Origin of the sequence: Rhodococcus sp. 05-2254-2, from assembly GCF_002259095.1 — a bacterium.
GTDB lineage: Bacteria > Actinomycetota > Actinomycetes > Mycobacteriales > Mycobacteriaceae > Rhodococcoides.
This window is the reverse complement of record NZ_NOZJ01000016.1, coordinates 102,108-122,323: the sequence shown is the minus strand read 5'-3', so window position 1 is coordinate 122,323 and position 20,216 is coordinate 102,108. Positions and strand designations below refer to the sequence as shown.

Genomic DNA, 20,216 nt, shown 5'->3' with positions numbered 1-20,216 from the left:
CGAGCGGTCATGAAAGTCGTCGTGAACGAGCGGAGGTGTTTCGGCTCCGGTCAGTGCGTGCTCGTCGCGCCCGAGGTCTTCGAGCAGAGTAACGACGGCACAGTCACATTGCTCGTGGACAAACCTTCCCCAGACAACCATTCGCTGGTACGCGCGGCTGCACGTTCCTGCCCAGCTACTGCTATCCGCTTCGAAGAGAATGCGATGCGACAAGAGCCAACCGAATTCAGCTATGACGATCTGCCTGCTCTGATCTCCCGTATGCGGGGAGACGAAAGGCACTCGTTCTCATCCTCATCGACGATGGACGTGCTGTGGGTACTCTACGACGAAATCCTCAACGTATCCCCCGAGAGCCCCGACGACGACGACAGGGACCGCTTCTTGCTGTCCAAAGGTCACGGCCCGATGGCCTACTACGCGGTACTTGCGGCCAAAGGGTTCCTCCGACCAGAGCTCCTCGATACCTGGGCGACAAAGAACTCACCACTCGGCTTCGCGCCGGATCGAACCAAAATCTCGGGTGTAGAAATGTCGGGTGGCTCGCTCGGCCATGGCTTGCCGCTCGCAGTGGGCGTCGCGATGGGACTCCGTATACAAAATCGTCACGCACCGAGAGTCTTCGTGCTCATCGGCGATGGAGAGTTCGATGAGGGCAGCAACCACGAGGCGATGGCTTTTGCAGGACGCGCGCGCTTGAACCAACTGACGGTCATCGTCCTGGACAACGGCACGGCAAGTATGGGTTGGCCGCATGGAATCGATAAACGGTTCGACGGTGAGGGTTGGGACACAATCAACATCAACGGTGCTGACCATGAGGAGATCGCTGCGGCACTGAATCGAGATCACAACGACAGACCGCTCGCGGTGGTCGCCACCGTGACTCGGCAATCGGCCCGTTCGTCCATTCAGCAGAGATGAATCGCCATGAATTCCGCAGACACGCAAGAACCAAAGTCCTTCAACCACACTGACATGTGGACCGCATTCGGAACGACCATGTCTGGTGCATTGGAAACAGACCCCCGCGCCGTAGTTGTGCTGGCCGACATCGGAGCCCACCTCTTCAAAGCGGCCGCGATCGCAGATCCCAACCGCGTGATCAACGTAGGGATCAGGGAACAGCTGATGATGGGGGTAGCCGGCGGGCTCGCCATGTGTGGCATGCGACCCGTGGTACACACAGTCGCCGCCTTTCTCGTCGAGCGGCCTCTTGAACAAATAAAGCTGAACTTCGCCCAGCAAGATGTCGGCGCAGTCCTGGTCAGTTGGGGAGCCTCCTACGACTTGTCGGAGTTCGCCTTCTCCCATTTCACCCCGGGCGATATCACCGTCATCGATTCGATGCCCAACTGGACAGTTCACGTGCCAGGCCATCCACAGGAGGCCGCCGATCTTCTCCTCGAATCGCTACCAGGCGATGGACGGGTCTACCTACGGCTGTCGAGTCAGGTCAACCGTTACCCCCATGCGGTCCGAGGGACATCGTTCACACCTATCAAGTACGGCACCCGCGGAGTCGTCCTCGCAGTCGGGCCCTGTTTAGATGCGGTGCTGTCGGCAACCTCCATGCTCGACGTAACCATCCTCTACGCGGCGACGATTCGCCCCTTCGACGCCACGGGCCTGTGTGCCGCGGTGCAAGCCGTGAACCGTCCGAACGTCGTGTTGGTCGAGCCCTATCTGGCAGGCACCTCGGCGCACCAAGTCTCGTCCAGTCTCGTCAGCCATCCCCATCGGCTGCTCTCCCTGGGCGTTCGACGTGAGATGGAAGATCGCCACTACGGAACCCCCGACGACCACGACCACATTCACGGACTTGACGCCCGTTCCCTGAGTAATTCGATCAATTCCTTCCTCGGCTGAGCACGACCCGCGAGAGAAAGGAATCGGGATGAAGGAATCAACCATGGCACAGACGCAAGCAAGGTTTGATCGGGTGCGATGGGAACCCGGCGTATACGCAATCGTCGGTGCCACCGGAATTGGAAAGAGCGCCGAAGCGAGCAAGTTGGCATTGAGTCACTCGGCTCCGATTGTTGTTGCCGACCGTATCCAGTGTTACTCCGATCTCCTGGTCACCAGTGGTCGAGCGTTCGACGCGAAAGTGGAAGGGCTCAACCGCGTTTGGCTCGACAACCGGACCATACATCAGGGCAACTTCGATCCGGACGAGGCCTTTGACCGGCTGATAAAAGTACTGACCTCGTACGTTGATCGCGGCGAAGCGGTGGTAATGGAGGGCGGTTCGATATCGCTCATTCTTCGATTCGCGCAAACGATATCCAACCTACCGTTCCCAGCTGTCGTGAATGTTATGCCTATTCCTGATAGGCAACACTACTTTGCCCAGCAGTGCGCAAGGGCACGACAAATGTTACGGGGAGATTCAACGGGCAGGAATTTACTCACCGAACTGGCGGAAGCGTGGGTTCTAGGCGATCAGCACAACTTCATAGCCTCGGTTGCGGGTCTGGACTGTGTACTCGACTGGTGCGCCACGCATTCCGTAACACCAGAGGAGTTGGCCAACCGAGACCTCACCACGGAGGTGCTCGACGAACTGGCGGCATCAATGGGTGGCCGGTATGTCGAGCACGGCGTCCTTCAGCAGGAAATATTTTTAAGAACCTTCGGTGCCCCAGGTGTGACCGCCAGATGAGCGGGATCTGGCACACCGACGACGTGCACCTGACATCCGCCGGGGCTGATTTCGGAAACTGCATCCATGCGAAACCGTCCGTCGTTGTCGTGCCACGGACCGTGGCCGACGTGCAGGAAGCCCTGCGCTACACCGCGGCGCGGAACCTATCGCTCGCGGTGCGCGGATCCGGACACTCGACTTACGGGCAATGCCAGGCAGATGGCGGAGTCGTGCTGGACATGAAAAGGTTCAACACCGTCCACGACGTTCGATCGGGGCAGGCCACGATCGATGCGGGTGTGCGATGGAGCGACGTGGTCGCTGCCACGCTCAGCCGCCAGCAAACCCCTCCGGTACTCACCGACTATCTCGGGACCACCGTCGGCGGAACGCTTTCGGTCGGCGGCTTCGGGGGATCGAGTCACGGCTTTGGCTTGCAAACCGACAACGTGGACTCTCTTGCTGTAGTTACCGGATCGGGAGATTTTCGGGAATGCTCCGCCGTATCGAACAGTGAACTTTTCGACGCCGTGCGCGGCGGCCTCGGTCAATTCGGCGTAATCGTCAACGCGACAATCCGTCTGACCGCTGCTCACGAGTCGGTTCGACAGTACAAATTGCAGTATTCCAACCTCGGCGTATTCCTTGGCGACCAACTCCGCGCCATGTCCAACAGACTATTCGACCATGTACAAGGACGAATTCGTGTCGATGCCGACGGCCACTTACGTTATCGACTGGACCTAGCCAAGTACTTCACCCCACCACGAAGGCCAGACGACGATGCGCTGTTGTCATCGCTCCAATACGATTCGTGCGCCGAATACAACTCGGACGTAGATTATGGTGACTTTATCAACCGTATGGCGGATCAGGAGCTTGATCTTCGGCACACAGGTGAGTGGTTCTATCCACATCCATGGGCCAGCCTGCTGATCCCGGCAGACAAGATCGAGCAGTTCATCGAAACTACCAGCTCCTCATTGACGGATGACCTAGGAAACTCCGGGCTGATCATGGTTTACCCGATTCCAACAACACCGATCACCGCACCGTTCATTCCGATTCCTCACTGCGACACATTCTTCATGTTGGCCGTACTTCGAACAGCATCCCCAGGGGCCGAAGCCCGAATGATTGCCAGCAACCGCCTGCTCTATGAACAGGCTCGGGATGTAGGCGGGGTGGCCTACGCAGTCAATGCTGTCCCCATGTCACCGGGAGATTGGTGTACGCACTTCGGTTCGCGATGGCAGGCCATCGCACGGGCTAAGCGTCGCTTCGACCCATACAGGATCCTCGCCCCTGGATACAGAATGTCATTCGACTGATGAACCTTCGACCAATGCCCGCGACTACGGTCTCGGCACAGGCCCGCCCGACCCCCAAGAGCGTCACGGTCTTCTGCGGAGCTATGCCAGGGCGCGGGACCAAATATGGACAGCTCGCAGAGGGGATGGGGCGTGCGATTGCTAGATCGAAGCTGCGCCTCGTTTATGGTGGCGCCCGAGTCGGCCTCATGGGCACCCTCGCGAACGCGGCCTTGGACTCCGGCGGAACCGTCGTTGGCGTGATCCCTGAGAGCTTCACTGCGATACCCGAGGCTGCGCATCATGGACTGACAGAACTACACGTCGTCCATGACATGCACCAACGCAAAGCTCTCATGGCCGAACTCGGTGACGCATTCATTGCCCTCCCCGGCGGTGTCGGAACCGCAGAAGAGTTCTTCGAGGTCCTTACGTGGTCACACCTGGGGCTTCACAATAAACCCTGTGTACTGCTGAACGACAACGAGTATTACCGCCCCTTGCTCTCCTACATCGAGCACGCTGCCGTCGAAGGATTTATCACCCCCGCAACCCGGTCTCGCGTAATCGTCTGCAAAGACATCGAGGGGGCTATCGCGGCCATTCGCTCACCCTAATTAGTGGGACTTCTGCCTGGCCGGTAGATCTGCTCCGTCCTCGGTGCATTCTATATCGCTCACGTTCCACCCAGTTCGTCCGTATACGAAATTTGGAGGCACGTCGATGTCTGTACGAAAATTTCACCTAGGCTGGTTTGTCGGTTTCTTTGCTAACGATTTCACCGGCGACTTCTCGCCGCCTGAAGAGCCATGGGATGGCCGATTCTATGTCGAGATGGCGAAGTCGCTAGAGCGCGCAGGATTCGACTACATGATGTTCGAGGACACGGTGTCGGTACCCGATGCATACGGGCGATCCTTCGATGCGTACCTGAAACACGCCCTGTGGGTGCCGAAACACGACCCAGTGCCGTTGGCGTCGGTGATCGCGGCCGCGACCGACCGCATAGGCGTAATCGCTACGATGTCGACGGCCTTCTATCCCCCATACATGCTGGCACGCACTGTCTCTACGGTCGACCACATCGCTGGTGGGCGCTTTGGATGGAACATCGTCACCACCGGTCAAGATCAGGCCGCGCGCAACTTCGGCATGGATCGTCTGCTGCCGCACGACAAGCGCTACGAGGTAGCACATGAGTACGTCGACCTTGTCCGAGATCTATGGAATTCCTGGGATCGAGACAACATCGTCCGTGACCGCGAGTCAGGGACTTATGTTGCGCCCGGCACTGTTCGGGCAGTGAACCACACTGGGGAGCATTTCCGTTCGGCGGGTCCGCTCAACACGGTGCACCCACCCAATGGGCAACCAGTTTTCGTCCAAGCTGGCGGATCCCCCAAGGGCCGCGACTTCGCCGCGAAGTACGCCGACTCGATTGTTGCCAACGTCAACACCGTGGAGACGATGCGGGAGTTTCGTGACGATGTCCGTAACCGGGCGCAGGCACACGGTCGAGACCCTGACGACATCAAGGTTCTCTTCATCGCGATGCCAGTACTCGGTGCCACTATGGATGAGGCTCAGGCCGCGAATAAACGGAGAATGACCAGCGACCGGGCCATCGAAAACATTCTTTTGCAACTGTCTTTCGTCACCGACATCGACTTCTCTCAGTTTCCGCTCGACGAAGTACCTCCGCAAGACTTGACAACCAATGGCGAGCAGTCATCACTGGAGAGCTTCCTGCAGCACGGTAGCGGTAAAACTCTGCGCGAGCTGACCATTGATTACCTCGCTCCGTCTATCGAACTGGTGGGGACGCCTGATCACGTAGCGGAGCGCATGGGGGAGATCGTCGACGAGGTAGGCGGTGACGGATTCTTGATTTATACCGGGTCGAACTCGCTCACCCGCCGATTCATCGCTGAGATTACCGACGGCCTCGTGCCAGCTTTACAACGAATTGGGCGAACGCGGGTGGGATATTCGTCGGTGTATCTACGTGACAACCTTCGTGAGTTCTAGTTTTGGTGCTCGTTCGCGCCATCTCCCGAGGCCATCCCATGATCAGAAACGCTCCTGGTGGTGCCGGGCTCGTGATCATCGAGCTGCACGTCCCCTATCGAACAGCAATTTAAGTGACAGGAATTTGTGGTGACTGTGGATTACTCTATTCGGGGGCTCGCTCCCAGTGAGGCGCTCTACGTCGACTTGGGAGTTTTCATCGGGTATTCGGTGCGGGCTCGCGGCGATTTGAACATATCGGGGCTCTCGGCGGCATTTGCGACATTGCGACGCTCGTATCCTGTGTTGGCTGCGCACGTGGAGACGATCGATGGAGACCATATGATCGTCAAACCATCCGGTCCGCTGCCCGGCCTCAGCGTGCACACAGGGGATCCCGGTCAGCCGCTGAGCGGGGTGAACCTCAGTGCGGGCCGCGCCCTTTCCGGGCTACACGTCGTCGGCGATTCCGCCTGCGCGAGTGTGACTTTACTAACCCACCACTGCATAGCCGACGGTCGCCATTCTGTAGATTTGCTCAGCGATCTGTGGTCTTTCTACACCGACATTGTGGAAGGAAAGACCCCTGACGCGGTTGTTCATGGCTATCCCGAGTCGCTGGAAAAGCTGTTCTCCGAGAGAGGAATCGACACACCCGATGTCGGCAATGACGAACCATTAGAGTCGGCATTAAACAGGCCGCCGACGGCTGGCTATACCGAGCCACATCGTGCGATGACCCAACTGCGTTGTCGTTTGAGCAGGCGAGTCACGACCGGGCTCATCGACTTCGGACGTCACCATGGAGTTACGGTAAACGGCCTAGTATCTGCCGCTATCATGCGGACCGAGTCAGATCTGAGAAGTGTTCGGCTCGCCGACATCGCCTACCATTTTATTGTGGACCTCAGGCCTCACGTCACACCTGCAGTGGATTCCACCGCGGGAACAAATATTGTCGGCTTCCCCGTCTATCGGGCTACGGCCGAGTCCGTAGAAATCGTGGATCTGGCTCGCAGTTTAAATGAGGAATTGCACATCGATCTCGCCGCCGGCCACCTCCAAAGTGAAGCCCTGACAGCCGCGAAGATGGCAGTGCTGTTGCCTGAACCCAACGAGGTTCGTTGCACCAATGGAGGCACGGTTCCACCATTGCGATCGCCCGCAGGACTCAAACTCGAGGACTGCCGGCCCGCGCCAGCTGGGTTTTCCTTTCCTGTTTACATCGTCCATGGGTATGGCGGTCGACTGAACATCGAGTTTGCTTTGCCGCACGGAGCTTCCCGCTACGACATCGGCCGAGGCCGGGAACGGATCAGAACGCTCGAATCCCACCTTCGTTCCGTGGCGTGATTGACCAGGCACCGGTTCCGTGAGGCCGCGCCACGCAAGGTCAGCGGATCAACCGTTATTCAGACAGTCCCGGTCTCGCAGACGAGGCTCAGCGAAATTCCGCAACGCTTCGGAGATGCGTGGGGCGTTGAGATCGGTGATCGTGGCGAGGTAGACGTTGGCGCGGTGTCCGCGGTGAGCGAGGACGGACAGGAGTTGGAGACTGCGGTTGCAGGTGAGGCGGAGGGTGTCTACGACGCCTTCGAGGGAGTCGATGACGAGGTATGCGGGGGTGAAGTCGTGGGTTGTGGCTTGACCGTTGTCGATCAGAGTTTTGCGTTGGGTTGTGAATCGCCAAACGGAATCCATGATGTCGACAGGGTCCGGGTCGGTGTCCGCGGTGGTCGAGAACGTGGGGGTTCTGGACGGGCCAGTGATCATCCATACGTGCGGAGAGTGGCCGCTGAGGGTGTCGGCGAGGGTGTGTGCGAGGTGCGTCGACGCCGCGGGATCGGCGTTCAGGAGGAGATGACCGTCGCGCTGGGGGTGCCACGTTTTGGTACCCCCAGCGTCGTGCACGTCGATGCGGACAGCGATGTCGGTGTCGGGGTCGTCCAGCTCTGTCAGCATCGTGACGGTTCCTTGTGTTCGAGTAGGGAGGTGGGTCGGCTACGAAGCAATCTGTGCCGTGGGGTTGGTGATGCGGGTGCGGAAGAGGTTGGTGAGCTCGTCCGCTCCGGTTCGACCGTTGTCGGCCATCGGTTCGTTCGCGTAGGAGTTGTGCGAATCGGTGGCGAGCGAGGTGGCGTAGTTGAGCACCTCGTCGAGCACGCGGCCTGGGGTGAGATTATCGGCCAGCCGGTTCAAAAGGGGGAACTCGTCGAGGGGGAGTGCGCGGAGGGTCTTGCGGACCGCGTTGTTGACCTGGCCCACGAGTTTGCCGAGATCGGCCGGTAGAGCCACATAGTTCTGGGCCGCGGCGTTGGTGGAGATCCGCGCTGCGGTGGTGCCGATCGCGATGTACTCGTTGATAGGCAGCTTGGACACCACGGTCCCGATCATCGAACTGAATTGGCTCGCGAAGCTGATGACTTGGGGTGTGAGGGTCGCCAGCAGTGCCGGAACGGCGAACATGTCACCGCGGTGGATTGCATCGGTGAGCTGCGAGACGGTGGTGGCCATCGGGGCGATGTCTGCCCCGGGGATGGTCATTTCTGCGACCTTTGCGCTCAGTGTTGAGACGTTGCCGGCGAGGTCGAGTGCGAGCTGCGGCACGGTGAGCATGTTGCCTGTGGTCACTGCGGTGTTCAGTTTGCCGAGCGTGTCGGTCAGGGGTTGGCCGTCGAGACCGAGAAGCGTGGTGACGACTCCGGCGACCGAAGACGCGGGATCGGTGGCGTCGATCTTCGATCCGAGTTGCCCGATGAACTGTGTGGCGATGGCGTCGTCGGGGGTGTTGCAGTACGTGTCGTCGGGATCGCACACGCTGGCGGTGACGTTGTTGAGAGCTCCGAATCCCTTGGGTCGCGCACCGACGAAGCCGTTGCCGGTGGTCTTGGTTCCGAGTTGAACGCCGGCGGTCGGGCTCTGGCCGGGGTCGGCCATCAGGCCCACGGCAAAGATGCGATCGGCGCTCACCGGGCCCTCGCCGTTTCCGATCTTGCTGGCTAGATCTCCCGCGGCGTCGGCCCCTTGGGAGAAGCCGGTCAGCCCGAACTTGGTGCTCGGGCATTCGGCTGCCTTCTCGGAGATGTGTTGCGATGCGCGATCGATCGCTTCCTTCTTACTGGTTCCGTAGGTCTGGGCCTTGTCGTTCACGATCGTCGCGACGTAGGGAACTGTGTATGTCTGCAGTTCCTGGGATGAGAACTCGGAGTCGAGTGGGTCCACGACGTTGCGGAGCATTCCGACCGGCACATTCGGATCGGCCTGCTCGTTGGTTTCCGTGGTGCCGGGTATGGCCACCAAGATGTTGTCCGGGCATGCCGGAGCACCGGCTTGCGGATCGGCAATGGCGGAGGGAATGACGACGATGCTGGCAGCGACGGCGAGCCCGACTGCGCTGACAACGATCCTCTTGCGTGTACGAGATGCGGTCATGATGTGCGTCCTTTGTAGGTGAGAGCGGGGTTGGTGCAGGTGGACTTCAGCTCGCCAAGGCGGACTCATGGTGTGATCGGGTGTAGAAGAACGTCCGCTTTCCCGGCGAGGGAGTGTTGCCGGTGCGTGCTGCTACTCCGTCGCGGACTCGCGCGACAGCGCGGCTCAAGCGCTGTCGAAGGGCTGCCGGTGAGCAGTTCTCCTCGACGGCGAGCGATGCGAGATCGGCACCTTCGGTGACGAGATATGCACGGATCAGAAGTGAGTGCTCGTCGGCAGTGATGGTCTTGGACTGCACTGCCCATGCAAGAACCGAATGCAATTCCCGTGCCGATACCTCCCCCGGATTGCTGGTCGTGCGGTCATCGGATCCGTCGGCAACCCGGTGGAGCTGGTCGGGTTCGGCCGGCGTTTCCACCGCAGATTCGCAGGTCTTGGTGATCAGACCCAGCGTCCGAAGCGAGAGTGCCCCGGCAATCCCAGTGCCGCCGGGACGGTGCGAAGCGATCACCTCGTAGAACGCGGCGATGGTACGCGAGGCACGTTCTTCGCGGCTGTGATCGGTTCCGTCCAGCCGCGCGTAGCGATGGATTCGGACCAGCTTGGGGAGCATCAACCGGACCAAAACTGTGCCGGCGAGGGCGCTGCCTGCACTGTGCTCGGTGAGCAGAAGGGACAGGGTGGCGTCACTGTCCTGAGCGGCAAGCTCAGCGATGTCGGCCACGGAGCGAGCGGACGACCATGCGGGGTGTCGATCGGCCCACGTGCGGACTTCGCGGCCTGCGAGAGCGTCGACACAGAGATTGGTCCACTCGGCGTTGATCGTCGTAAACAGCGATGTGCTGTATCCGAGTGGGGTGGAGGAATGCGAGGAAGGCTGCGGCGAGGTCACTGGGGCGCTCCTGATAGAGGCAACTGAAGTTCGATCGCCTCTGACACAAACAGCGCCTTATATCCGCTGAGCTGCGGATTCTTACTCGAAAAGGCGGAGCTGTTATACCCGCCGGGTCCGGCGGAACCAGAAAACGGCAGCGCCCCGCGTTCGACATAGACCGCTGTGACCTGCGGTTACACGGCGACGGTGATAACAGCCCGACGAATCGCAGCGGGGCGGTGAAAAAAAGTTCGAGAAATTTCCGGTCGCCTCTGTCACAGACCCGCCCGCGAAGGGATCTACCTGTTCTCAGAAGCCCGTACACGGCGGGCTACCGACAGGAGGACCCCGGATGGACGACCACGATCCGTCGGCCGCATTGCTCTCGGACACCGCTCGCGTGCACTCGGTGTCCGAAGAGATCCGCGGCCTCGCGGCGCAACTCGGCGACAATCCGCTCAGCGCAGAGATCGCCAGCCGCGTCCGCGAGGTCGTGCTCGGTGAGCCGGCCGAGCAGGCGCGGGCAGCGCTCGAACGGATGATGGCGACCCGGGGTCGAGGCGCTCTGCGATTGGTCGACGAGGGCTTCGTACCCGCCACGGTCGAGCCGTCTCGGCACGAGGAGATCTCATGAAGATCCATCTCCGTAAGAAGGGCTCGAACAAGCCGACAGAAGCTGCGCCGGCCACCGAGCTTCATCAGTGGGCCGGCAAGCAAGCGGTCGCGACCAAGGCGATGAAGTGGGGTCTGTTCGCGGCGATCGGCTCCGGAGTGGTGGCACTGGTTCTCGTCTTGGCCGGCGTCGGGTCCACGACGCCGATCCAGAGCAAGGCAAACCCTCAGACGGTCATCGACACAGCCCGCGAAGCAGCAGCGACCGACCTCGCGCAGGACTTCGTGTTGACGTGGTTGCAATCCAAGCGAGGAGACGAGAAAGCCCTCGCGCGCTTCGTCCGCACCGACGGCATGTCGCTTCCGGCTCAGGCGAGCTATACCGCGTCCGAACCTCGAATCGCGAGCGTGAAAGCAATCGACCCGCCGGCGCGAAATCAGGGTCCCACAGGATCGACATCGCAAGGAGGACCGCTACAGGCGGCCGGCCAGAACTACGCGATCGTTGTGTCGGTCTCGGTGGTTCCGATCGGGGCAGACCCGGCGACGAAGCCGGAACGTCGATACTTCTCGGTCCCTGTCGTGTTCGTGGGAGACGACGCGCGGGCTGCAGCAGTCCCTGCTGCTGTGGCGGCCCCGGCAACCGGCGGTGACCTCACACTCGGCTACCGATTCCGAGTCGGCCTCGATCACTCGCTCACCCAGTCGATCAGCCAGTTCCTCTCGGCAATGGTTGCCGGTGCCGGAGAAATTTCTCGCTACACCTCACCCGGCACACCGATCCGTGCCGTCACCCCCGCGCCGTACACCAGTGTCCAGATCAACGACCTCGTCTCGGACACCGACTTCTCGGCGGGTGCGTCCGGATCCCCGGCAGATGGTGCGACGGTACGGGTGCTCGCCACCGCGACCGTCACAGCCACGGACCGAGCGCAGACCTCGACCGTGCAATACCCGCTGACAGCGATCGCCCGGGGTGGCCGGTGGGAAGTATCCGCGCTCGACCCGATGCCGTTGCTCGCGAACTCGACCGGACTCAGCGCAGCAACCCCAACCATTGCGGTGCCGACCTCGACTGGTGCCAGCACTACCTCCTCCGTTCCCGCAGCGCCCGTTCAACCGAACTGACGCTCTGCTCCCCCTATCCGAAAGGTACGAACAATGACCATTACCTCGATCCTGGCCGATCCGTCGTCGACCGTCGTCGCCGAAGGAATCATCGAATGGGCCAACAACAAAGGTGCGGAGGTGCAGGGCCTCATCCGCACTCTCGTGGGCGTCGGCGTCGCCGGGTTCATCGCCGCGATTGCTTTCAAAAGTCACTTCGCCATTGCCAAAACACTGGTGGCGATCGTGGTCGGCGGGGCACTGATCTGGGTGATGTGGAACATCACCGCCGTCAAAGACAGTGTCGGCGACGAGCTTCCCGGCTCCGCCTCGCCACAAAGCAGCGAGGTCGTCGTGGTGCCCGATCCGATCGCGGCGTTCATCTGACACTGCTCGGCCAACTCACGAACACCTCGATTCAACGACCCCCGCAGGAGTGTGACCGACCATGACCGAACAGCAGGCCTCCTCGCGGAGCGTGGTCAAGATGTTCACCAAAGCGCGCAATTTTCCGCAGCTGATCGGCAAAGCGCCAGACGGCCGAAAGATCCCCGGTGGCCCCTACACCCTGACCCAGTTCGTCGGCGCGGGTATTGCAGGCGGACTGCTGTGGCTGACCCAGTCGCTGTGGGCGCAGGGCAGTGTCATCACCAACGGTGTCATCTTCCTCGGTGTCACCGGCGGCACCCTGTGGGCGTTGGGGAGGCTGCCGCAGGGAGCACGGAATCCGATCTCAGTAGTCCGGGGTGTCGGGCGCGCGGCTACCGGGGCGATGTCACCGTCGAGGATCAATGGCGAGCCGATCCGGATCAAACGCCCTCACGCGGTACTGGGGTCGGTGATCATCCTCGACACCCCGCCAAGCCACGACGCTGCTATCAGTGAACCAGCAGTCATCAGAGCATCCAGCGATCGAGTAGAGAACGCCGCGGCACCGGTGGAGCTCGACGACAACGCAGCGCCGGCCGCACCAGCATTCAGACCTCTGACCCAACCGCGGCCGGAGCGAAAGATCGCACCAGCGCCAGCCCGGCCGCGATCGGACGGCGAACGCCAGCGCTCGCAGAGTCCAGCCCTGGCCGAAGCGTTCGGCGTCGCCAACCTGGCACCGGCGAGCAGCGTTCAGCAGCTGCTTGCCATGGCTGCAGCGGCCCCCACCCCGACCCGAGAGAAGGCGTAATGCAACAACCGAACCGGCTCGTCACCTCGAACTTGCGCTGGACCCGCTCCGGAGTCGTCTGGGCGGACTACGTCCTGACCGGAATCCCGTACGGGTACCGGCCGATCGAAGACCGACAGACCGCGCGGGCGATGCACAAGATGTTGCTGCGCGCTCTTCCTGGCGAATCTCTCCTGCTCAGTGTCGCGGTCAGTCTGGACCCAATGACCATCGTCGAGCGCATGGAACGGGGTGTCGATCTCGATCTCCATCCCGCGTGGGCAGACGAATGCGACGCCACGATCGACCGCCTGGAGGAGATCCGACCCGGCCAGCGAATCTACTGGCTGTCCATCCCCCTGGCCAACCACGGCTTCGGTGACACCGTCAAGGCCGCAACGTCCGCCGCATGGTCCTCGGTGGCCGATCTGCTGGGGATGCCGCCCTCGTCGATTCCCGTCGAGGAGAGAGAACGCCGCGCAGCTCAGGCCGCGCAGATCGCCGCGGCCATCCCTGCCTTCTACGATGCGACCCCCGCAACCCCCTCCCAGATGGTGTGGCTGCACCAACATGCTCTGCAGCGCGGCCTCGGCCTCGATACCGACATGCCCACCGCTCTAGATCATCCGGCAGGCACTGCTCGAGGATCCTTCACTGCCGCGCGGCTCGACGAAGGGGCTCAAAGCGATCGCCCCGAATCGGGCTGGCGGGCCAAGGCGCCGACCTTGTCGCGTGTGCTCAAAGTCGACCAGCCGTGGGAGGTAACGCCACCGCCGGCCAGCTATCAGTGCTTCCTGGTGCTCGCCGCCACTCCTTCGGGCGGCACGCTGTTTCCAGGCTCGGAGTACCTGACCCTCGCGGACAACCTGGGCGGCGTCGATGTCGACTGGGCAATTCGGTTCAAGAACTCCGCTGCATCGGAGGTTCTGAAGAAGAACCGCCGCGCCTTGGTGCAGATGAACGATCAATACACCCAGCGAGAAGACGAATTGAGCACCGGCAGCGTCCTCGACGACGCTGCCGTCGCCCTCGCGGAATACAACGCGCTTCTGGAGGCGGACGCAATGGAGATGGAAGTGCAATCCACCACCGTCTTCTGTGTCGCCGCCGCGGACGAAGAGACGGCCATCGCATATCAGCGCGAGCTGGCGAAGGAGTTCGAGGGTTCGACCTACAGGTTGCAGTCACCGATCGGATTCCAGGAGGAGCTGTTCTGGGCAATGACACCCGGCGTGCCGACGCCGGCGATCTGCAACGAGTTCGCGCAGATCACCACATCCGAACATTTCGCCGCGTACGTACCGGTCACCCGCAACGATCTCGGCGACGGAGACGGCCCGCTGATCGCACTCAACATTTCCTCGGCCCGCACTGGCGTCGTGCACCACGACATCGCCAAGAAAGCGTCACGTGACGTTTCGGGTTCGGTGGGAGTGTGTGGCAACTTGGGATCAGGCAAGTCCGGCTACTTGAAAACAACCGGTAACCAGGTCGTCGACCGCGGCGGCCAAGTCATCGTGGTCGACCGGACCCCTCTGGGCGAATACGCACTGTGGGCCGAAGCGATCACCGACGCGGTGGTCGTCGATACCGCAGCACCGGACGTCACGATGGACCCTCTTCGGCTGTTCTCGCCCGCACGAGGAGGGGAAGTTGCGGTGTCTATTCTGTTGCCGCTGTTGCAACTTCAGCCCGACGACCGTTTGGGGGTACTGCTGTCTCAAGTGCTCGAGCCGGAATACCGCGCTCGCTTCGGCAATTTCACTACCCCAGGCCTGGTTTCGCACCTCGAGAAGGACTGCACCCTCGACGGAGCTGCCGAGCTTGCCGGAAAGTTGAAGGTCTACGCGACCAAATCCTATGCAGCAGCGCTGTTTCGGCCGGACCTAGAGCCGTTCAATCCACGCGCAGGAGCCATCGTCTTCCGCACTCACACACTGGAATTGCCCTCGGAGCGAGAAGTGGAGAACGAGCATCTGTTCAAGCAGATGTCGCTCCAGAAGCGGGTAGGGCGAATGATGTACACCCTCATCGCGCAGATCGCCCGCGGCATTTGCTTCGCGGACCCCAACACCCTCGCGGTCTTCCTGCTCGACGAATGCCATCACCTGACGCGCTCGAGCGAAGGTGTCGAGATCATCATCGACTTCATTCGAGACGGCCGCAAACACGACGCCGCGGTGATGCTCGGATCGCACGACCCCGAAGCAGACTTCGGCTCCGAGACGCTGCGAGGGCTCATCCCCACCCGGCTCGTGTTCCGGCAGACGGATCGACGACTAGCGCAAAAATCGTTGAAGTGGCTCGGCGTCGGGGAAGACGATCTCGGACTGCTCAAAGAGCTGATGGAGAACACATCGCCCGTCGAAGGCAAAGACGGATACGTCGCACCGCATCGCCGCGGAGAGGGCTACATGCGCGATCCCGCCGGCAACGTCGGCCGCATCAAGGTCTTACTTCCGGCATCGGAAGCGAGATACCAAGCGGCGAGTACGACTCCGAAAGAATCGACTACCGAGCGCGCTGCGGAGTTGGCGACATGGTGATGTCGAAACGAGTTGTGCGCCGGCCAGGTTCGATTGGCGGCGGCGTCAAGATGGTTCTCGAGCTCGTGCTGTGGTCGTGGATCCCGCGGTCGTGGTGCAGTGTTCTCGCTCGCTTCCTCGGCCCTGTCTTCAAGTGGGTAGTGGCATCTCGAATCCGCCGCGCGATCGTCACAGGTGTCGCTGTCTGGCACATGATCGGTCTGCTGGCGATCGCCCTGGCGTCACCGGCTCATGCCGACCCGGGTGAAACCCTGCCCACCAACAGCACATTCAGCTGGATGGAAGTCCGTGACTCTCACGGAATTCTGGTCTGGGACTACTTCATGTCCATCGACGAAGGCTCGGTCGGGCACCCGATGTACACCGTGTTCTCCACCTTCATCATGCTCGAGTACGAGGTGTACCGCGGGGTGACCGGCTTCGCGATTTGGTTCGTCACCTACGCCTTGCGGTTCGAGTGGCTCGAATTGTTGACTGCGCCGTTCCGTTCGATCGGCGATGCCATGCAAACGGTCACCGATCAGTTCCAGCTCACGGGCCTTCTTCTCACCGCTGCTGCAGGCATCGGAGCGTGGTGGGTCATTCGCGGACGGTGGACGACGGGAGTGTACGAACTCCTGATGGCAGCAGCGATCGCCGCTGCGGCAGTGGGGATCCTGTCCAATCCAGTCGAACGGGTCGCAGGACAAGACGGCCTGATCATGCAGGCGCGCGACGCCGGCGTGCAGCTTGCGGCAGGCCTGGCCAACAAGGGAGACACGACGTCGAGTTCCGACGAACTCATCGACCAGATCTCGGAACAGATGGCCGACACGTTCATCAGGCAACCCACCCAACTGCTGAACTTCGGCCGAGTCATCGACGGCTCGCCCGACGGAGAACGTTGCACTCAAGCCTGGGACGCCGGCCACGAAAAAGCAGACGGCAACACACGAGACACCCTCAAAGACAACATCAAAGGCTGCGGCGGCGAAGGCGCAAAACAGATGAAGGACTTCGCCGATCACCCCGGACCGGGACAGGTCGGGTCCGGGGTCGCGATGCTACTGGCCGGTGTCATCCTGCTCGGATTCGCCACAATTCTGGCGTTCACCCTCATCCTCGCGGTACTCACCGCCCTCGCATCGGCCGTCAAGGGAATTGTGGTGACCGTCGTTGGAATTCTGCCCGGATCCGGCCGCGGAGCATTGTGGAAAACCCTCGCCGCGGTGCTGATGTCGATGGTCATCGTTATCTTCGCGGTGGTGTTCCTCGTCGGATACATGATCGTGATCGGACAGTTGTTCAGAGGAGACGGCGACTCTCCGCTGATGATGAAATTCATCCTGACCGACATCGTTCTGATCGCGGGCATCATTCTCTACCGCCGCGCAGTGAAAGGACTACGCAAAGCTTCCGACGCCCTCGCACGCAAGCTCGGAAGCAGACCAGGAGCCGCGCCCACCGCGATATCGACCAAGACACCGACCAGCCCCCTCGCCCAAGCTGCCTACGCCGGACAAGTGGCCCGCCAGGCCTATCAAGGTGGAAAGGGACTGGCCAAGACAGCCAGCCATGCAACGGCCCGAACCGCCAAGGCGAGTAAAGCTCTCGTCGACGGGACGGCAGCCGCCAGCAGCGCAGCCACACTTGGAACTGCTGCCGTGGTCTACTCGGCCGGGAAGATTGCAACCGCGGGCGTCAAGAAGGTCGTCGGTCGACGGAGCGACGCCAAAGCTACCCAGGCGGCCACCGACACCACCAATGCTTCCGAAACCCACCCCAGCCTTCGCAAACCGATCAACATCGACCTTCCCCCGACGCAGTCGGTCGTCGGCTCCGGTCACTCCCACACTCCGGTCTCCAGCCCCGTCGGAGACCGATCGGCGGTCCGCTCTCACGGCGACAAGACAACGAACGCACCCGGTATCAAGCGGCCGGTGGCCACCGCTCCCGCACTGTCGACTCCAGGAAACCGAGAAGTTCGGGCCAGCCGCGCCACGGTGACCGGCCCTGGAGGCGGACGATTCCGTGAGTACTCCACCGATGAGGGCTCGCCGCTTCTGCTTCCCGACCGGTCCACGCGGCCGTCGAGTGCTCCGCGTCGTGCCCGACCGACCGTCCAACCAGGTGCCACCACGAATCCGACGGAAATCCTCCATCGAGCTGCGTCAGGCGCACGGCGATGACCTTGGTGGCCCCGCCTGAGACAGCGGTGTCGCCGAACTCGAAAGCGCCACGTCGATGGTGGAAACTCGCCCTGGCGGTCGGTATCGCCGCTCTCGGTGTACTCGTCGTCATTCCATTGATGGTCGTCGTACTCGTCACATCGTCAGGTTCCAGCGGTTGTGCCCCCACGGTCTCGTCCGGTACCGGTGGTGATGATGCATCGCCGTTGACCCCGTCCGGTCCCATCGGCAAGCCGACCCGCGATGGCACGACCACGATGACGTCCCCCTTCGGGCAGCGGTGGGGCACGATGCACCAAGGCGTCGACTTCGCGGGCCCGATCGGCACCCCGATCTACGCAGCCCTCGACGGCACTGTGGTCAAAGCCGGACCCGCTCAAGGCTTCGGAATGTGGATCGTCCTCGACTCGATCGTCGACGGAAAACCGGTCTCCACCGTGTACGGGCACATGTATCCCAACGGCGTCCTCGTCAAGGAGGGACAACAGGTCAAGGTCGGCGACCACATCGCCGACATCGGCAACGCCGGCGGCTCCACCGGACCACATCTGCACTTCGAGTACTGGGAAGGCGGCCGTTTACAGGGCGGAACCGCTATCGACCCGATGAGCAAACTCGGTCAGGCGGGAAGCCCCCAATCGTCCGGCGCTGATTCACCGACCGGCGCCGGTACCGCTGTCGATTGTGGCTTCGGCACGGCCGGCGGAGATCTCCGAACCGGATCCGTGCCGCCGGAGTTCGAGCCGTGGATCCGCAAAGCAGGAGCCGTGTGCCCAGGCGTGGGTGCTCCCCTGATCGCATCCCAACTCTCCGCCGAGAACGGTTTCCGCTACGGCCCGTCCGCTCCGGTATCGAGCACCGGAGCGTTGGGGCCCGCACAATTCATGCCGGGAACCTGGGCAACGTGGGGCAAGGATTACGACGGAGACGGGCGAGCCGACCCGAACTCCATCGGAGATGCAGTGATCTCACAAGCCCACTTCATGTGCGCCATCAACGGAGATATCACCGCAGCCATCGCCGCGAGAAAAGTGAAGGGCGACCCAACTGCACTGACGATTGCCGCCTACAACGCGGGCCCCGCCGCGGTGCTCGCAGCCGGTGGAATGCCATCCGGCGGTGACTACACCACACAAACACAGCCCTATGTGGCGAAGATTCTGGCCGGCCAAGCGCAGTACACATCCGAAGGTTCCACAGGCCGGTTCGTGCCGACCGGAGCTGACGGAGACAATGTCGTCGAGGCTGCACGCCAGTACCTCGGAACCCCCTACGTCTGGGGCGGCGGAGATATCAACGGCCCCTCCCGAGGAGGATTCGACTGCTCAGGACTGACCAGTTTCGCCTACTTCGCGGGCAAGCACATCACCCTGCCCCGCACATCCGAGGCCCAATGGGGAGTGGGTTCGGAGATCCCGATCGATCAAGCGATGCCCGGTGATCTCGTCTTCGGATCATTCGAGGCGAACGGCCCTGGGCACGTCGGTATCTACATCGGCGGCGGTCAGATGATCCACGCCCCCACCACCGGAGACGTCGTCAAACAAGCTCCACTCATGGCTGGAATGAAAGCCCGGAGGATCTGATGTCCCTTGCCGGCCGACGTCTTATAGCCGTCCTCCTCGTCGTTGTAGCCGTGGTGACCATCGCCTGGTCCTGCAGCTCACCCGCCACCGATGAGCCGGAATCGGCACCGGAGACAACGAGCGCGCCAACCGCGCCGTCGCTACCCGAAATCAACACACAGCCAACCGAGACAACCGCTGTACCCGCTCCGATCAGCAGCGCCGCCACAGACGCGGAGACCGCAATCCGTCAAGCACTGACGACCGCCTTCACCTGGTACCCCAGCACCGACACGAGCTCGACCGACGCGTTTCTACGCGCCCGCCGATGGTTCACCGACAACCTCGCTGCAAAACTCTCCACCCCTGCAACGACCGAGCGAGGCCCCGGTGCCCAGTGGGAACAGTGGAAGAAAGAAGACGCCGAAATCACCGCAACCGTCTCGATCGGCTGCTCCGGATGCCCGGCAGATACCGCCGAGCGCATCTATCGAGTCGCGGAGATAACGCAATCGGCCGTCACCTCGGATGCCACGGTCCCCGTCGACTCCACCACGACCGTGTGGGTATCGGCAGTGCCGACCGCAGCCGGGTGGAGTGTGGACACTCTCGATTTCTGACCCTCGCCGCACATGACCCGGAGAGGGTCGCCGGCCACTGAACCGATCGCCCTGTACAGGCAACATGGAACGCACTATTTCCCGTGATCGGTGCCGCCGTTCATAGCCCTGTCGCGCTACGTGACAACCGGCTTCCGTCGGCCCTTAGCTCGCGGATCCGCGAGGAGGA

Annotated in this window: 18 protein-coding genes; 15 read left to right on the top strand and 3 right to left on the bottom strand. The window is 61.8% G+C overall.

Annotated features, from left to right (window positions below; translation table 11 throughout):
• The first annotated feature begins 9 nt into the window (after nt 1–9).
• The 7 genes from CH283_RS19070 to CH283_RS19040 all read left to right on the top strand — a co-directional run bounded on the left by CH283_RS19070 (nt 10) and on the right by CH283_RS19040 (nt 7,317).
• Nucleotides 10–924 carry a 4Fe-4S domain-containing protein gene (locus CH283_RS19070; RefSeq protein ID WP_080730063.1) on the top strand — a complete coding sequence of 305 codons (915 nt, stop codon included), beginning with the start codon at nt 10–12 and terminating at the stop codon, nt 922–924.
• 6 nt (nt 925–930) lie between these two features.
• Nucleotides 931–1,869 (top strand): transketolase family protein, encoded by a 939-nt coding sequence (locus tag CH283_RS19065; RefSeq protein WP_015586133.1) that lies wholly within the window; start codon nt 931–933, stop codon nt 1,867–1,869.
• 28 nt (nt 1,870–1,897) lie between these two features.
• On the top strand, nt 1,898–2,665 hold the full coding sequence (gene fas4, locus CH283_RS19060) for an adenylate dimethylallyltransferase Fas4 (protein ID WP_015586134.1): 768 nt from the start codon (nt 1,898–1,900) through the stop codon (nt 2,663–2,665).
• Nucleotides 2,662–3,978 carry an FAD-binding protein gene (locus CH283_RS19055; protein ID WP_032365005.1) on the top strand — a complete coding sequence of 439 codons (1,317 nt, stop codon included), beginning with the start codon at nt 2,662–2,664 and terminating at the stop codon, nt 3,976–3,978. The genes fas4 and CH283_RS19055 overlap by 4 nt, the downstream gene beginning before the upstream one ends.
• On the top strand, nt 3,978–4,574 hold the full coding sequence (locus tag CH283_RS19050) for a TIGR00730 family Rossman fold protein (protein ID WP_015586136.1): 597 nt from the start codon (nt 3,978–3,980) through the stop codon (nt 4,572–4,574). The genes CH283_RS19055 and CH283_RS19050 overlap by 1 nt, the downstream gene beginning before the upstream one ends.
• Nucleotides 4,575–4,680: 106 nt before the next feature.
• On the top strand, nt 4,681–5,985 hold the full coding sequence (locus CH283_RS19045) for an NtaA/DmoA family FMN-dependent monooxygenase (RefSeq protein WP_015586137.1): 1,305 nt from the start codon (nt 4,681–4,683) through the stop codon (nt 5,983–5,985).
• Nucleotides 5,986–6,114: 129 nt separating this feature from the next.
• Nucleotides 6,115–7,317 carry a phthiocerol/phthiodiolone dimycocerosyl transferase family protein gene (locus CH283_RS19040; RefSeq protein WP_032365006.1) on the top strand — a complete coding sequence of 401 codons (1,203 nt, stop codon included), beginning with the start codon at nt 6,115–6,117 and terminating at the stop codon, nt 7,315–7,317.
• A 48-nt stretch (nt 7,318–7,365) separates the two neighbouring features.
• Here CH283_RS19040 and CH283_RS19035 read toward each other — a convergent pair whose 3' ends face one another.
• The 3 genes from CH283_RS19035 to CH283_RS19025 are packed head-to-tail and all read right to left on the bottom strand — an operon-like array spanning nt 7,366 to nt 10,288.
• A complete protein-coding gene (locus CH283_RS19035; RefSeq protein WP_015586139.1) occupies nt 7,366–7,926 on the bottom strand; it encodes a hypothetical protein in 561 nt (186 codons plus the stop codon).
• Nucleotides 7,927–7,965: 39 nt separating this feature from the next.
• Nucleotides 7,966–9,396 carry a cutinase family protein gene (locus CH283_RS19030; RefSeq protein WP_015586140.1) on the bottom strand — a complete coding sequence of 477 codons (1,431 nt, stop codon included), beginning with the start codon at nt 9,394–9,396 and terminating at the stop codon, nt 7,966–7,968.
• A gap of 46 nt (nt 9,397–9,442) precedes the next feature.
• Nucleotides 9,443–10,288, bottom strand: coding sequence for a hypothetical protein (locus CH283_RS19025; RefSeq protein WP_015586141.1), 846 nt, complete (start codon nt 10,286–10,288; stop codon nt 9,443–9,445).
• 334 nt (nt 10,289–10,622) lie between these two features.
• On the opposite strand from CH283_RS19025, the gene CH283_RS19020 reads away from it, so the two are divergent.
• The 8 genes from CH283_RS19020 to CH283_RS28810 all read left to right on the top strand — a co-directional run bounded on the left by CH283_RS19020 (nt 10,623) and on the right by CH283_RS28810 (nt 20,047).
• The gene (locus CH283_RS19020) at nt 10,623–10,904 is read left to right on the top strand and encodes a hypothetical protein (RefSeq protein ID WP_015586142.1); all 282 of its coding nucleotides are present in this window, start codon (nt 10,623–10,625) and stop codon (nt 10,902–10,904) included.
• Complete coding sequence (locus CH283_RS19015) at nt 10,901–12,010, top strand: conjugal transfer protein (protein WP_094631017.1); 1,110 nt, start codon at nt 10,901–10,903, stop codon at nt 12,008–12,010. Before CH283_RS19020 ends, CH283_RS19015 begins: the two co-directional genes overlap by 4 nt.
• Before the next feature lie 33 nt (nt 12,011–12,043).
• Entirely contained in the window at nt 12,044–12,376 is a 333-nt protein-coding gene (locus CH283_RS19010; protein WP_015586144.1) for a hypothetical protein, read from the top strand.
• A gap of 61 nt (nt 12,377–12,437) precedes the next feature.
• Nucleotides 12,438–13,169 carry a hypothetical protein gene (locus CH283_RS19005; RefSeq protein WP_015586145.1) on the top strand — a complete coding sequence of 244 codons (732 nt, stop codon included), beginning with the start codon at nt 12,438–12,440 and terminating at the stop codon, nt 13,167–13,169.
• A complete protein-coding gene (locus CH283_RS19000) occupies nt 13,169–15,694 on the top strand; it encodes an ATP-binding protein (protein ID WP_015586146.1) in 2,526 nt (841 codons plus the stop codon). Before CH283_RS19005 ends, CH283_RS19000 begins: the two co-directional genes overlap by 1 nt.
• A 50-nt stretch (nt 15,695–15,744) precedes the next feature.
• A complete protein-coding gene (locus tag CH283_RS18995) occupies nt 15,745–17,862 on the top strand; it encodes a hypothetical protein (protein WP_141214634.1) in 2,118 nt (705 codons plus the stop codon).
• A gap of 119 nt (nt 17,863–17,981) precedes the next feature.
• A complete protein-coding gene (locus tag CH283_RS18990) occupies nt 17,982–19,448 on the top strand; it encodes a peptidoglycan DD-metalloendopeptidase family protein (protein ID WP_072692242.1) in 1,467 nt (488 codons plus the stop codon).
• Nucleotides 19,448–20,047, top strand: a complete 600-nt coding sequence (locus CH283_RS28810; protein ID WP_015586149.1) for a hypothetical protein — start codon at nt 19,448–19,450, stop codon at nt 20,045–20,047. Before CH283_RS18990 ends, CH283_RS28810 begins: the two co-directional genes overlap by 1 nt.
• The last annotated feature ends 169 nt before the right edge of the window (nt 20,048–20,216 follow it).

Bases quoted from the DNA above. Each gene is read 5' to 3' on its own strand.
- CH283_RS19070 (WP_080730063.1), top strand. From the start codon at position 10: ATGAAAGTCGTCGTGAACGAGCGGAGGTGTTTCGGCTCCGGTCAGTGC.
- CH283_RS19065 (WP_015586133.1), top strand. From the start codon at position 931: ATGAATTCCGCAGACACGCAAGAACCAAAGTCCTTCAACCACACTGAC.
- fas4 (WP_015586134.1), top strand. From the start codon at position 1,898: ATGAAGGAATCAACCATGGCACAGACGCAAGCAAGGTTTGATCGGGTG.
- CH283_RS19055 (WP_032365005.1), top strand. From the start codon at position 2,662: ATGAGCGGGATCTGGCACACCGACGACGTGCACCTGACATCCGCCGGG.
- CH283_RS19050 (WP_015586136.1), top strand. From the start codon at position 3,978: ATGAACCTTCGACCAATGCCCGCGACTACGGTCTCGGCACAGGCCCGC.
- CH283_RS19045 (WP_015586137.1), top strand. From the start codon at position 4,681: ATGTCTGTACGAAAATTTCACCTAGGCTGGTTTGTCGGTTTCTTTGCT.
- CH283_RS19035 (WP_015586139.1), bottom strand. From the start codon at position 7,926: ATGCTGACAGAGCTGGACGACCCCGACACCGACATCGCTGTCCGCATC.
- CH283_RS19030 (WP_015586140.1), bottom strand. From the start codon at position 9,396: ATGACCGCATCTCGTACACGCAAGAGGATCGTTGTCAGCGCAGTCGGG.
- CH283_RS19020 (WP_015586142.1), top strand. From the start codon at position 10,623: ATGGACGACCACGATCCGTCGGCCGCATTGCTCTCGGACACCGCTCGC.
- CH283_RS19015 (WP_094631017.1), top strand. From the start codon at position 10,901: ATGAAGATCCATCTCCGTAAGAAGGGCTCGAACAAGCCGACAGAAGCT.
- CH283_RS19010 (WP_015586144.1), top strand. From the start codon at position 12,044: ATGACCATTACCTCGATCCTGGCCGATCCGTCGTCGACCGTCGTCGCC.
- CH283_RS19005 (WP_015586145.1), top strand. From the start codon at position 12,438: ATGACCGAACAGCAGGCCTCCTCGCGGAGCGTGGTCAAGATGTTCACC.
- CH283_RS19000 (WP_015586146.1), top strand. From the start codon at position 13,169: ATGCAACAACCGAACCGGCTCGTCACCTCGAACTTGCGCTGGACCCGC.
- CH283_RS18995 (WP_141214634.1), top strand. From the start codon at position 15,745: ATGGTTCTCGAGCTCGTGCTGTGGTCGTGGATCCCGCGGTCGTGGTGC.
- CH283_RS18990 (WP_072692242.1), top strand. From the start codon at position 17,982: ATGGTCGTCGTACTCGTCACATCGTCAGGTTCCAGCGGTTGTGCCCCC.
- CH283_RS28810 (WP_015586149.1), top strand. From the start codon at position 19,448: ATGTCCCTTGCCGGCCGACGTCTTATAGCCGTCCTCCTCGTCGTTGTA.